This window comes from Parahaemophilus parainfluenzae, from assembly GCF_001055095.1.
Lineage (GTDB): Bacteria > Pseudomonadota > Gammaproteobacteria > Enterobacterales > Pasteurellaceae > Haemophilus_D > Haemophilus_D parainfluenzae_Z.
In genome coordinates this window covers 84426-98599 of sequence record NZ_JVHG01000002.1, presented here as the reverse complement: position 1 = coordinate 98599, position 14174 = coordinate 84426, and the positions used below count along the sequence as shown (strand labels likewise).

10 protein-coding genes are annotated in these 14174 nt (G+C 38.1%); 6 read left to right on the top strand and 4 right to left on the bottom strand.

Going from position 1 to position 14174, the window contains the following annotated elements:
* Positions 1 to 73: 73 nt before the first annotated feature.
* From ADA56_RS00895 to ADA56_RS00885, 3 genes are read right to left on the bottom strand one after another with little or no spacing between them, the layout of a single operon-like run.
* Positions 74 to 1015 (bottom strand): Abi family protein, encoded by a 942-nt coding sequence (locus ADA56_RS00895; protein WP_049368776.1) that lies wholly within the window; start codon positions 1013 to 1015, stop codon positions 74 to 76.
* 8 nt (positions 1016 to 1023) lie between these two features.
* Complete coding sequence (locus ADA56_RS00890) at positions 1024 to 2229, bottom strand: restriction endonuclease subunit S (RefSeq protein ID WP_049368775.1); 1206 nt, start codon at positions 2227 to 2229, stop codon at positions 1024 to 1026.
* Positions 2230 to 2235: 6 nt separating this feature from the next.
* Positions 2236 to 3783 carry a type I restriction-modification system subunit M gene (locus ADA56_RS00885; RefSeq protein WP_049368774.1) on the bottom strand — a complete coding sequence of 516 codons (1548 nt, stop codon included), beginning with the start codon at positions 3781 to 3783 and terminating at the stop codon, positions 2236 to 2238.
* Positions 3784 to 3920: 137 nt separating this feature from the next.
* Between ADA56_RS00885 and recB the strand changes: the two genes are divergently transcribed.
* The 5 genes from recB to ADA56_RS00860 all read left to right on the top strand — a co-directional run bounded on the left by recB (position 3921) and on the right by ADA56_RS00860 (position 11552).
* A complete protein-coding gene (gene recB, locus ADA56_RS00880; protein ID WP_049368809.1) occupies positions 3921 to 7601 on the top strand; it encodes an exodeoxyribonuclease V subunit beta in 3681 nt (1226 codons plus the stop codon).
* Positions 7601 to 9535 (top strand): exodeoxyribonuclease V subunit alpha, encoded by a 1935-nt coding sequence (gene recD, locus ADA56_RS00875; RefSeq protein WP_049368773.1) that lies wholly within the window; start codon positions 7601 to 7603, stop codon positions 9533 to 9535. The genes recB and recD overlap by 1 nt, the downstream gene beginning before the upstream one ends.
* A gap of 3 nt (positions 9536 to 9538) precedes the next feature.
* Positions 9539 to 10186, top strand: coding sequence for a glutaredoxin 2 (grxB, locus tag ADA56_RS00870; protein WP_049368772.1), 648 nt, complete (start codon positions 9539 to 9541; stop codon positions 10184 to 10186).
* 129 nt (positions 10187 to 10315) lie between these two features.
* On the top strand, positions 10316 to 11086 hold the full coding sequence (locus ADA56_RS00865; RefSeq protein ID WP_049368771.1) for a threonine/serine ThrE exporter family protein: 771 nt from the start codon (positions 10316 to 10318) through the stop codon (positions 11084 to 11086).
* Between the two features lie 4 nt (positions 11087 to 11090).
* Positions 11091 to 11552 carry a threonine/serine exporter family protein gene (locus tag ADA56_RS00860; RefSeq protein WP_049365508.1) on the top strand — a complete coding sequence of 154 codons (462 nt, stop codon included), beginning with the start codon at positions 11091 to 11093 and terminating at the stop codon, positions 11550 to 11552.
* 49 nt (positions 11553 to 11601) lie between these two features.
* On the opposite strand, the gene ADA56_RS00855 is transcribed toward ADA56_RS00860, so the two are convergent.
* Entirely contained in the window at positions 11602 to 12084 is a 483-nt protein-coding gene (locus tag ADA56_RS00855) for a Dps family protein (protein WP_049368770.1), read from the bottom strand.
* A 353-nt stretch (positions 12085 to 12437) separates the two neighbouring features.
* Here ADA56_RS00855 and ADA56_RS00850 point away from each other — a divergent pair, with 353 nt between their 5' ends.
* Positions 12438 to 14036 carry an ABC transporter substrate-binding protein gene (locus tag ADA56_RS00850; protein WP_049368769.1) on the top strand — a complete coding sequence of 533 codons (1599 nt, stop codon included), beginning with the start codon at positions 12438 to 12440 and terminating at the stop codon, positions 14034 to 14036.
* Positions 14037 to 14174: the final 138 nt, after the last annotated feature.

Here is a 14174-nt window from a genome sequence, read left to right as displayed (position 1 = left end):
TTAACTAAAGGACTTGACCTCGGATCCGTATTTTTATACTATGCGCACCAACAGTTCCCCTAGCTTTGCCAACTCAAGTGGTTGGACTCACAAGGCTAGGGGCCATTTTTTTCCACAGTTTCCATTCTTTTGGCTCAATGTTTACACCAATATCTTCTAGTGAAATTGCCCCATTTTTTACTTTTGGAAATTCATCAAGTACAGCCAAGAAACGTTCCCCCCAAGTTGAATTAGGGCAAATAATATCTAGCATTTTTTTCATCAAGCAAAAATAAACAAATACTTGGTTAGAAGACAACGCTTTCCATTTTGGATCATCTAATCCTTTTAAGGTTGCATTAATTGGAATTGCGCGATTCCACAGTCTTCCATGGTGAGCAGAAATGTTACGAATAACGTTGAATGCATGAAGATATGTTTGTAAATGTCTTCCACTTTTTAAGCGATAGATTTTTGCAATATAGTCTTTATCTTTTTCATTCATGCCGCTGTAAAGTTTTGACATTGTGCCAAAATCCCAAATTTCACAGCATACCCAAATAGGTAAGTCTGAATATTGCTCTAAATGATGTTTCACAAAACTGGTCTTTCTTTCTCGGCCAATTAGCTTTTCAAGCTTATCTAGCCAGTCGGAATGGTTAAATTCAGCGTCAAAATATTCAATTTTTTTATGTGCTAAAGGATGATATTCACCTAATCGGTAAGCAATACTCACACGCATCGCGACTTCTATTCTTTCTAGAGCATCAAGCGCAAGTTGTCGTAATTTCTTGTCAAAAAGATAAAGTTGTTTAATATCCGAAAAATGAGTGTTATCAATAAAATTATCTAATTTTATCTTGGAATTGCCTGTATCACTTTGACGAAAAGGGTAGAGATAGCCACTTAAGCGATAATATCCAATGGTTTTTAAATAACCTAAGGTCTTGGTTTCGTTATCAATGATAAGTCCTCTTTCTTTTAAACGGGAAAGCTGCTCATCAAAATTTTTCCATTCTTTTAATGTTTTTGGCATAGTTGTTTTTATTCAAAATTTAATAACAATTCTCTGTAATATTCATACCGCTTTTGGCTTTGTTCAATCGCCAAAGGCAAGCCATCGGTGATGGAATTGGTTAAGGTTTCAAATTTATCGAGGATTGAAACGATACGTTGTTGTTGTTCGAGTGGAGGTACGTCAAACTCATATTGTAAAATTGCAGATTTATCCCCTCGAGGCATTTTTGCACCTTTTGAATATTTAATGTTGTATTCAAAGAAATGTTCATTTGCCAATATATGATAAAGATAACGAGGAAGAATGTTTTCGTCTGTTAAGCGTATAACTAACACATCTCCATTTGTTCCTCCTTTTCGATCCGATAGCCAAATTTTTCTTAAATAGGGACGAATATTCCCAATCAAAATATCATTGGGAAGATACTCAATAAATGCACCATCAGTTGGTACATAATTGGAGCTTGTTTTACCCAGTTTATTTTGAAGTAAATTTTCTACACCTACGTAATTTTCTTTATCCAACTTATCAGCCAAGATGCGTACTTTTGCATAAATTGCAACATCAATAAGTTTCTTCTTCGCCCCCCCCATATTTAATTGTTCTAAACTATCGAAAGATAACAATTTTTCCCGATAGTATTCATACTGCTTCCGGCGTAGTGTAAGCTCGCTGGTAAGCTCGCTGGTAAGCGCTGTCAATGCATCCAAAATTTTTACGATTTCGGTTTGGACGGGGAGTGGGGGGATGGGGATTAGAAATTTCCTAAATCCATTCATATCAACGGAGGCAAAACTAGACATAGTGGTATTTTTCTGACACCAATCATCAAGCGTAAAACAATAATGGTATAGAAAATAAATATTAAATTTATCAATATATTCAGGTTTTAAAGATAAAACCGTAAATCTTTGATTTGCTAGAAATGGTATGGTGATTAAGGCGTGCTCCCCAATAGTTGCTGAGGTTGCAATAATAATTGAATTTGCGGGAAAAAGTTTTCCGCCTTTAACCGCACTTTCTGAAACCTTTTGTAATGCTGTATTTAAAACGCGTCCATTTTCTCGAATATCTTCCATTCTAAACCAAGGGATTGAGCCATTTTCCCAATATTCTTTTACTCCTTTTGATGGGGTATAGCCATTTCTTAAATGGAATATTTCGTCTAGCGTTTTCCACTCAACCTCAGCCCCATCTAATAATTTTTCTAAAAAAGTGCGGTTGTTTTTCATGGTGTTTTACCCCTCAATCTCCGTCACAATCTTATCAATCTCGGCACGCAAGCGGTCGATATTGGCAACTGTTTTACGAATTTCCGCGTTGAGTTCATCAATATTAATTACTTCTCGAGTGTCTTTTTGTTCTACATAAGAACTCACCGCAAGGTTGTAGTCATTTTTAACGATTTCTTCAAAGGACACGGATTTGGCTAAATGTGGCACATCTTCTTTATCGGCAAACAATTTGAGAATTTGCTCAATATGTTCCTCTTCCAAAATGTTGTTATTGGTGGCGGATTTAAATAAACCGCTAGCATCAATAAATTGGGTTTGGGTATCGGGTTTATGTTTGGAAAGTACCAAAATATTCACCGCAATACTGGTGCCGAAAAAGAGATTGGGCGCTAAGGCAATTAGCGTTTCTACATAGTTATTATCCACCAAATATTGACGAATTTTTTGCTCCGCACCGCCGCGATAAAAAATGCCGGGGAAGGACACAATCGCCGCGCGCCCTTTTGCTGAAAGATAACTTAACGCATGCAAAATAAAGGCAAAGTCCGCTTTGGATTTTGGCGCAAGTACACCGGCTGGGGCAAAGCGTTCATCGTTAATTAGTGTTGGATCGTCTGAGCCAATCCATTTCACGGAGTAAGGCGGGTTAGAAACGATAGCATCGAAGGGTTTATCATCACCAAATTGCGGGTTCATTAAAGTGTTGCCAAGGGCGATATCAAACTTGTCGTAGTTGATGTTATGCAAAAACATATTCATACGAGCAAGGTTGTAAGTGGTGTGATTAATTTCCTGCCCGAAGAATCCCTCTTCAATGATGTGTTCATCAAATGGTTTTTTCGCTTGCAATAATAAAGAACCCGAACCAGCCGCTGGGTCGTAAATTTTATTGACCTTATCTTGTCCATATAAAGCCAGTCGAGCAATCAGCTTGGAAACGCATTGTGGCGTAAAGAACTCGCCCCCCGACTTACCGGCATTGGCGGCATAGTTGGAAATTAAAAATTCGTAAGCATCGCCGAATAAATCAATATGATTATCTTCAAAGTCACCAAAATCTAACTCGGCAACGCCTTTTAATACGGCGGCTAGACGGCTGTTTTTATCGGCAACGGTATTGCCTAAGCGGTTGCTGGTGGTATCAAAATCAGCAAACAAGCCTTTGATATCCTGTTCGGAAGGGTAGCCAGTAGCGGAGTTTTCGATATCTGTAAAAATGCTTTTTAGGTCTGTATTTAAATTCGGATTAGTGTTGGCTGTTGCGACGACATTTTTAAATAATTGGCTTGGGTAAATAAAATAGCCTTTTGCTTTGATGGTGTCTTCTTTGATTGCCGCAATAATAGGATCATCGTCATTAAAAGCAGAATAATCAACGCTATCATCGCCACCTTCAATATAGTTAGCAAAGTTTTCGCTGATAAAACGATAGAACAGTGTACCCAAAACATACTGTTTAAAATCCCAACCATCGACGGAACCGCGTACATCATTAGCGATTTGCCAAATGCGGCGTTGAAGTTCTGCGCGTTGTTGAATTGCTGCTACCATAAAATCCTCAGAATATTTTGTATAATTATTAAGTTATAAATGTTCAAAATTATACAGGAAACAAATAATAACTAAATGAATTTCTATGGAAATTCCTCTACAATAAGAACACACTAATGTTTCCAAAAAATAAAAAAATGAGCCAAAAATCAACCGCACTTAATGCCATTTCGTTACCCTTAAATCAAGTCAATTTAATTGAAGCCTCTGCAGGTACAGGGAAAACCTATACCATCGGTTCTATCTATCTTCGTTTACTTTTACAGGCTGGTGAGAATTGTTTTTCTCGTCCGTTGAATGTGGAAGAGATTTTGGTCGTAACCTTTACTGAAATGGCGACGGAAGATTTAAAACGCAAAATTCGGGAACGTTTAACGGCGGCAATTTCGGTTTTTTCTGAATATTATGAAAAGCAAGACAAGGCGATTTTTACTGGAGAACATCAATTTTTAGCGGAGTTATTGCCTTATTTAGAGGATGATATTCCGACCGTACTTCGTCGCTTAAAGCTAGCTGAACAAAATTTAGATTTAGCCTCCATTTATACCATTCACGGTTTCTGTCGCCGAATGTTAATGCAACATGCTTTTAATTCAGGTGTGCATTTTAATTTAAAACTTCTCAAAGAGCAGTCTGATTTACTCAAACAATTTGCGAATGAATTTTGGCGGGAGCATTTTTATTCCCAACCTTTCGAGATTGCTAATTTTATCTCGAAAGAGTTAGGTTCGCCTGATGATGTGCTAAGTATTTTAGAATCGAATTTAAACAAAGATGTATCGGTAACGACGGACAACCAACAAAGCTTGTCGTTGTCAATTGATGAATTTTTACAGAAAAATGTGGGAGAGCGATTAAAAGCTGTTGAAGCTCTAAAAGTTTTTTGGTTAAAAAATGTAGATGAAATTTCCTCCATTATCATGGAGGAAATAACAAAAGATTATCCCAAAGATCAGCTCAAATCTCTCAATCGTAAAATCTACCAAAAAGGACGTCTTAAAACGTGGACTAAACAGATTAATGAATGGGCAAATAATCCACTAGATTATGAAATAAACAAAACATTAAGGGACTATTTTTTACAATCTTCGATTGAGCAAAATTACGAGCCGACAGAAGAATTAAACAATAAAAAAGAGGCTATGCCATTTTATGCACCGATTTTTGCAGAACTTGAAGAATATGTACAAATTTTGGTTAAACAACATCAATCAAGTGATTTGTTAAAAAAAATCATTCTCTATCACTATCGTCAAGGTATTCAAAAGAAACTGCTTGAATACAAAGCGAATCATCCTGAAAAATCCTTTGATGATTTATTACGCTTATTGAAAGAAGCACTATATGGTGAGGGCGGAGAACAGTTAGCGGAATTAATTCGTTTTCAATATCCTTTTGCCATGATTGACGAATTCCAAGATACGGATGCGTTGCAGTATCAAATTTTCTCGAAAATTTATCACAATGAAACCGCGTTTGGTAGTGTTGGCTTTATGATGATCGGGGACCCAAAACAGGCGATTTATCGCTTCCGTGGTGCCGATATTTTCACTTATTTAAAAGCAGCAGACGAAGCGAGCGAGCGTTTTAATTTAGGCGCAAACTACCGTTCATCCCAACCTTTAGTGGAAGGGGTAAATCGATTATTTGATTTTAAAAATTCACCTTTTATTTATGAAAACATCGAATTTTTAAACGTCGGCGCAGCCAAGAAAAATCTTGTTTTTCAGTTGAATAATCAACCTGAACCGGCCTTCCGTTTTTACATTAACGATAAAGACAAATCCACTCAGCAAGATTATGCGAAAGCTTGCGCGACATCGATTCAGCAATGGTTAAAAAGTGCGGCTGAAAATCCAGTTGTTTTTCCGAATGAAAGCAAAGCGGAAAATCAAACATTGCGAGCTGAAAATATTGCCGTTTTGGTGCGTGGTTATACCGAAGCCGAATTGGTAAAAAAAGAATTACAAGCATTGGGCATCGCGTCGGTTTACCTTTCGGATAGAGGAAATGTCTTTGAGAGTAACACTGCAAAAGAACTGGCCTTGATTTTGCAAGCCTGTTTGAGTGTGACTGAGCGCCCTATTTTAAATGCCATTGCGACCGCACTTTTCGGCTTAAATGCAGCTGAAATTCACCAAATTCACAATGATGAAATTCAGTGGCAACGTTGGGCTGAAAAATTCGCAGAGTATCAACAAATTTGGCAACGCCAAGGCGTATTGCCGATGTTGCACCATTTACTTTTAGCTGAAAATATCACAGAAAAACTCTTATCTCGACCTGATGGCGAACGAAAACTGACGGATTTATTACATTTAGCTGAAATTTTACAGCAAGCAGCGGCATTAAATGAAAGTGAAGCGGCATTATTGCGCTGGTTTGAAAAGCAAATTCAAGATAATGGTCGTCAAGAAGCACAAATTCGTTTAGAAAGCGAACGTCAGTTAGTGAAGATTGTGACTATCCATAAATCCAAAGGCTTGGAATATGATTTGGTTTGGTTGCCATTTTTAGGAAATGCGGCGAAAGATCCGACTAAAAAGAAACTATTTAATTTATATTACGATAAGAAACAAAACAAAACCTTGTGGGACATACAAGATCAACATTTGGATGAGTTAACCCAAGAAGTTTTTGCTGAAGAATTGCGTTTGCTTTATGTGGCACTAACCCGAGCAAAATACCAAATGGCCTTTGTGTTACCGAAAGCCTTTGATAAAAAATGGAATGCTTTATTGTATGTTTTAACGCAAGGTGAAATTGGTCGAAAACTCGATTTGCCAAATAATTGGGATACCCAACCATTATTGGAAAAATTTAAGCAGCTTTTACCCAATGATGTAGCGATTAAATCAACCGATGTGTTACAAGCCAGTGAACCACTGACCTTAAATGTTTCTCAAGAAAATTTAAGTGCGGAAATTTTCCAAGGTGAAATTGAACAAGATTGGCGAGTGACGAGCTTTAGTGGTATTGAACAAACACACCAACGCAAAGCCTATTCGAATGAAAGTGCGGTGAAAAAATCCCTCATTTTTGATGATGCAAAAGATTATGATGCGTCGATTTCAACAGAAAATATCACTGAAAATCTGACCGCACTTGAGCATGATAACGATGAAATGGTTCTAGATTTCCCAAGGGGAACACAAATCGGTACGTTATTGCATCGTTATTTTGAAAAGGTGCCTTTTGCTCAACTGGCTGAGAAAGAAAACATTGAAAAATTATGTCAGGATTTGAATCTTGCGGAAGAGCAATTTGTAGCAGTTCAACAGTGGTTTGCACAAATACTCAGCACGCCAATTTTGCCAAAGGATGATCTCACCCTTGCTCAGATTAACGAAAAACAATGCTTAAAAGAGTTGGCATTTTATCTCAATATCACAAGCCATTTTGATGTCGCTGGTTTTAATCGAGCGTTAGCAACCTTACATCATTTGCCATCAGAACCGTTACAGTTTGATGATATTCAAGGCATGGTGCGAGGCACAATGGACTTAGTTTTCTGTCATCAAGATAAATATTATTTGCTTGATTACAAATCGAATTTCTTAGGTGAAACATTAAAGGATTACGATCAAACTGCATTGAAAAAAGCCATGTTAGAACATCATTATGATTGGCAATATTTGTTGTATGTTGTGGCATTACACCGCTATTTAAAAACACGTTTACCTCACTACGATTACAACCGAGATTTTGGTGGTGTGGTCTATGCATTTTTACGAGGAATGAATGGTTCGCCACAATCGGGCATCTTTTTTGATAAACCAGATTGGCAATTAATCCAACAATTAGAGGAATTATTTTAATGTTAAGCCTATTAAAATCCTTGCAAGAACAGGGTGTGATTACCCAAGGCGATTATTATTTTGCTCAATTAATTGCGGATAAACAAAAAGATAAAGGCTATACCGAACCCGTCCAAAATTTAGCGATTTTATTAGCCGCACTTTGCAACTGGAGCTATACGCAAGGCAATACTTGTTGTGTGTTAGATCGTTTCTTAGAACGTAATTTATTCGGTTTGGCTTATCGTCATACTGAAACGGATTTTTTGTCGCTTATCAATGAAAAAATCGGTTCGCTTCCGGTATCAAAATGGCAATCAGCCTTAGCGGGGCATATTGCTTTTACACAAGATCCTGAAAATCAGATTGCGCCTCTCGCATTTCAATTTGGGGCGATTTATTTCTACCGAGCTTGGCAAGATGAGTTCCGCGTTGCGCAATATATTAAAAACGCCTTGAAAAATGACCGCATTTTATCGGTAGAGCCGCAACAAATTCGGGCATTATTAGATCGTTATTTCTCTCAACAACAAGCACAAATTGATTGGCAAAAAGTAGCTGTCGCAACGGCGGTAAAAAGTCCATTCTCAGTGATTACGGGCGGACCAGGAACAGGGAAAACCACGACAGTTACTCGATTATTATGTGTATTACAGGAATTATTTGGTGGCAAACTTCACATTAAATTGGTTGCGCCAACGGGGAAAGCGGCGGCTCGTTTAACGGAATCCATCGAAAACGCTTTGGCAAAAATGCCGATTTCAAATGAGTTACGTGCATCGATTCCGAAAACCGCAGAAACGTTGCATCGTTTACTAGGCGTTCGACCTTTTACCGATAGCGTGAAATATCATGCACATAATCCACTGCAAATTGATGTGCTAGTGGTGGATGAAACTTCGATGATTGATTTGCCGATGATGGCGAAACTGGTGCAAGCGTTGAAACCCGAAACGCGTTTGATTTTATTAGGTGACCAAGCCCAATTAGCTTCAGTAGAAGCGGGGGCGGTATTAGGCGAAATTGCACAATTTTTAACGCAAGATTATAGCCCTGCTCAAGCCGATTATATCCATGCAACAACAGGCTATACCGTTCCAACTTCAGATGAACATAGTCCGTTGCGTGATGCCATTTGCCATTTAACCTTTAGTCGTCGTTTCCGAGATGATTCGGGTATTAAACAACTTGCTGAGCAAATTCAACAAGGAAAGGGCGAGGGCAGTGTGGCAACCTTTGCGGAATATCCACAAGAGTTGCATTTCCATCATTTTGATGAAGAGCAAGACGTTAAAGAATCTGTTCGCCAAGTGGTGAAAAGTGCGGTTGAAAATTACCGTGTTTATTTAACCCAACTTCAAACTTATTTTGCTCAGAAGAAAGATCTCAATGCAAAATTTATAGATGAAAAGGGCAATGAGAAAACTTATGCAGAAGCGATTTTAGACCGTTTTAATTCCGTTCAATTTTTGACCGCACTTCGTGCTTCAGCATTAGGTGTAGAAGAGTTAAATCGTGAAATTGCTTTAGCATTACGAGCAGAGAAATTACTTTGGTTCCGCCAAGAGGACGATTGGTATATTGGTAAACCAATTATGATTACGGAAAATGATCATAATGTGAAACTGTATAACGGTGATATTGGCTTGTGTTTAGCTAAAGGCAAAGTGTGGTTTGGTAATCGAGAAGTTTCTACCAGTCGTATTCCCGCTCACGAACCTGCATTTATGATGACGATTCATAAATCCCAAGGTTCGGAGTTTGAACATACCGTCATAGTGTTACCAACAGAACCTAATCCAGTGCTTTCACGAGAGCTGGTATTTACCGGTGTTACCCGTGCGAAAAATCAACTTTCCGTATTTGCCAATGAAAAAATCTGGCAAAGTGCGGTCAGAAATACGGTAAAAAGACAAAGTGGATTAGGAAAGTTATTACAGGAAAAAGAGGAGTAAAAAATGAAATTATATGTTTACGATCATTGCCCGTTTTGTGTACGTGCCCGCATGATTTTCGGTTTAAAAAATCTGCCGGTAGAACTTGTGGTGCTCGCGAATGATGATGAAGCAACACCGATTGGTTTAGTGGGCAAAAAGGTTGTGCCAATTCTTGTTAAAGAAGATGGTACTGCGATGCCAGAAAGTTTGGATATCGTGCATTATGTTGATAAACATTTTGGTGAAAAAATCTTATCTGAAGACGTTCGTCCTGAAATTGAAGCATGGTTAAAAGAAGTTGGCAGTTATTATGGTCATCTTACGACCGCACGCTTTACGCAAATCGGTTTAGCTGAATTTGAAACCCAAAGTGCGGTCGATTATTTCACTAAAAAGAAAACGGAATTTATTGGGGGTTTTGCTGAAAATATCGCGAAGACCGAAACCTATCTTGCTCGCTTAAAAGGTGATTTAGAGAAATTAGCGGTATTAATTCAATCTGAAAATGCATTAAACGGAAAACTTTCTCTTGAAGATATTATCGTCTTCCCGGTATTACGAAATCTGACTTGTGTGAAAGGAATCGAATTTCCACCAGCGGTTTTAGCTTATGTTAAGAATATGGCTAAGTTAAGTCATGTGCCGTTGTATTTTGGTAAAGCTATTTAATCTCTGTTAAGTCATAGGCCCTGGAAATACTGAAGTTTTGACTTGGATCATAGGTGCGGTCATTTTTTCAGTATTTTTTATTCATCGATCTATAATCTCTAACGTTTACTTTAATAAGAGCGCAGAGATATGGATCAGGAATACCAACGAGCGGTTACCCGTATTTGTGTGGAAACCGCTTTGTTATTGTTACAGCATGGCGCAGAAAGTGCTGTCGTCGTACAAATGGCACAGCGATTAGGTGTAGCTTTAGGCATTGAAAGCGTGGAGTGTGCGTTAACGGCAAATGCCGTCTTGTTGACCACGCTTTCTAAGCAGCATTGTATTACCACCGTGCGGAAAAATGTCGATAAAGGCATTAATATGCAAATCGTTACGGATGTTCAGCACATTGTGGTTGCCGTAGAGCATCACTTGTATGATTTGTCCATGGCTCAAAAGAAACTGGATAAATTAAAACCACTAAAATATAACCGTTATTTGGTGGTGTTTATGATTGGTTTATCTTGTGCCTCTTTTGCTCATCTTTCTGGCGGAGATATGACAATTTGTGCAATCACCTTTATTGCCTCTGCCATTGCCATGTTTGTTCGACAAGAAATTTCTAAACGTCATTACAATCCACTCATCGTCTTTGCCATTACCGCATTTGTTGCCTCACTGATTTCCGGTGTCAGTTTAAAATATAGTTTAGGCAATGATCCTCATATCGCATTAGCTTCTAGCGTTTTATTACTTGTCCCAGGATTCCCATTAATTAATTCTCTTGCAGATATTTTAAAAGGGTATGTCAATATGGGAATAGGACGATGGACCATCGCTACGGTTCTCACCTTTGGTGCTTGTTTAGGTATCGTTTTTGCATTAGATCTTTTAAATATTGTTTCGTGGGTGGGGTAATAGGATGTTTTTACTGAATTTACTCGACGATATGCTTTTTGCAGCCATTCCTGCAGTAGGATTTGCCCTAGTATTTAATGTTCCGCCTAAAGCCTTAAAGTATTGTGCTATTTTAGGCGCGCTTGGGCATGTCACGAGAACGTTATTATTACACTTTGGAGTACCGATTGTTTTTGCCACTTTTTTTGCCACTTGTGTGATTGGTTTTATTGGTGTGCATTTATCTCATCGCTATTTAGCCCATCCAAAAGTCTTTACCGTTGCGGCAATTATTCCAATGATTCCGGGTGTTCATGCTTATAAAGCGATGATTGCTATCGTACAAATTCATCATTATGGCTTTTCCGATACATTATTTGAGCAAATGATCAGCTCTTTTATCAACACCAGCTTTATTTTGGGTGCCCTTGTTTTGGGCCTCGCCTTACCTGGATTATTGTTCTATCGACAAAAGCCTGTAGTATAGAAAATAAAAAGCCGACATCAGTCGGCTTTCGTATTTAATCAATATTTAATTAAGCATAGCAAGTTTGGCAAGCGGCTTGGAACATCCAAACAAGTTTTTCTTGCTCTTTGATGTAGTCGCTCATTTGAGACGCTGTACCTTCATCATCAGACTCGCCCGCTAATTCAAGAATTTCACGTTGTTGCTCAAGTAATACTTTTAATCCTTCTAATGTGCCTTTTAAGCAAGATTGTGCATCACTTACTCCTAACTCTTCTTTAATACGTGAGTCTTTGAAGTATTGTGAATAACCGTTATGTGGTGTGTAACCTAAAGTTAAGATACGTTCTGCGACCTCATCAACTTTTTCTACTAAATCTGTGTAGATTTCTTCAAATTTTGCGTGTAATTCAAAAAAGTTTACGCCTTTGATGTTCCAGTGGTAACCACGCACGTTAGTATAGAAGACTTGATAGGTTGCTAATAATTCGTTTAATTTTGCTGCTAATTTTTCAGATGCTTTTTTATCTAAACCGATTGATGTTTTTGACATAGTATTTTCCTCTTTATTGTTGATTAAAATGTTGTTCCCTTGCTTGGTAAGTGCGGTCATTATAAGCATCGTTTTTTCTGATGGCTATTTCATATTATCTAGTGATTCAATAGTTAAAATCTATTTATAATAAATTATACATAGTTAAAAACTTTTAATTCAAGTTACAAAAAACTCTGTGAAGTAGATCACACATTCAATATTTCCCCTTTGACAGAATGAATCGAAGATGATTATGATTGATGCAAATCATTTTATTCTAAGATTTGATTGCTTTACTTCATTTTCGAATGAAATGTTTGGCTAGGTTTAAAAAACCAAAATATGATTTTATTACTCATCAGGAGTTTAGTATGACAAAGCATTTTTCCTTTGAAACAAATGAATCTCGTCGTCATTTTATGAAGCTTATGGCTGGCGTGGGGGCAGGTATTGCATTTAGTGGCACATTAGGCACATTTGCACCAAAAGCCTTTGCTGCAGACATTAAAGGTAAAACCATTGAAGCTGGGATTGCTTATCCACTTTCTACTGGTTTTGACCCAATGACATCAAGCGGTGCTTCACCTTATGCCGCAAACTTGCATATTTTTGAAGGTTTGGTGGATTTGCATCCTGCAACTCGTGAACCTTATCTTGCCTTAGCAGGAAAAGAGCCAGAACAAGTTGATGAAAAAACATGGCGTATAACCTTACGTGAAGGCGCAACTTTCCATGACGGCGCACCTGTTACCACTGAAGACGTTGTGTATTCCTTCAATCGTATTATGGATCCAGCCAATAAATCACTATTTGTGATGTTTATTGATTTCGTTGAAAGTGTGAAAGCGGTAGACGATAAAGTCGTGGAATTTAAATTGAAATATCCATTTGCTTTATTCGCTAACCGCTTAACTTGTGTGAAAATTGTACCGAAACATGTGATCGACAAAGTCGGTCAATCTGCATTTGATGCGCACCCAGTTGGTTCTGGTCCATTCAAATTTGTTTCAGCTGTGAAAGATGACAAAATCGTCTTTGAAGCTTATGAACCTTACAATGGTAAATATCCAGCACAAGTTGAAAAAATGTCTTGGTTATTGCTTTCTGATGCCGCAGCTCGTGTAACTGCACAAGAGTCCAAACGTACTCAAGCAATGGAAAGCGTGCCTTATTTAGACATTAGTCGCTTGAAAAACAAAAAACAACAAGTGCAATCCGTTCAATCTTTCGGCTTGCTATTCTTAATGTTTAACTGCGAAAAAGCGCCGTTTAACAATCCAAAAGTACGTCAAGCATTACACTATGGTTTGAACACTGAAAAACTTGTTGATATTGTATTTGATGGTAATGCGGAAGCTGCAACATCATACTTACAAACCACTCACCCAGATTATATTAAGGCATCAACTCAATATCCTTATGATCCGGAAAAAGCCGCGGCATTATTGAAAGAAGCTGGTGTGACAGAGCTTAAATTTGAATTGCTCGCAACCGACCACGATTGGGTGAAAGAATCTGCACCATTAATTTTAGAGTCTTGGAACAAGATTCCTGGTGTGAAAGTGACTTTACAACATTTACAATCAGGTGCGTTATACAGTAACAACGTAGACCCAGGTGTGTATGAAGTAGCAATCGCGCCGGGTGACCCATCTGTGTTTGGTAACGACTTAGACTTGCTTTTAAGCTGGTGGTATCGTGGTGATGTATGGCCGAAACGTCGTTTCCGTTGGAGCAACACCCCTGAGTTTGCGAAAGTGACTGAATTACTCAATGCAGCAGTGAGAGCAAAAGATCACGCTGAAGCGAAAAAATCATGGGAAGAAGCGATTAACATTATTGCGGCTGAAGTACCACTTTATCCGATTGTTCATCGTAAACTCCCTTCCGCATGGGATGATAGCAGTCTTGAAGGTTATCAACCATTGGCAACAACTGGTTTATCCTTCCTCGGTGTGGGCCGCAAATAAAAGCACTTTTTAATGTTTGGGCTGTTGAGCAATCAACAGCCTTTTTTCTTTCCTTTTTAACATAAAAGTGAGGTCATTTTTTCCTCTGTTTTTCAATCATTTTTTCTCTCTATTTCATTTCAAAAAAATCTTTGTGAA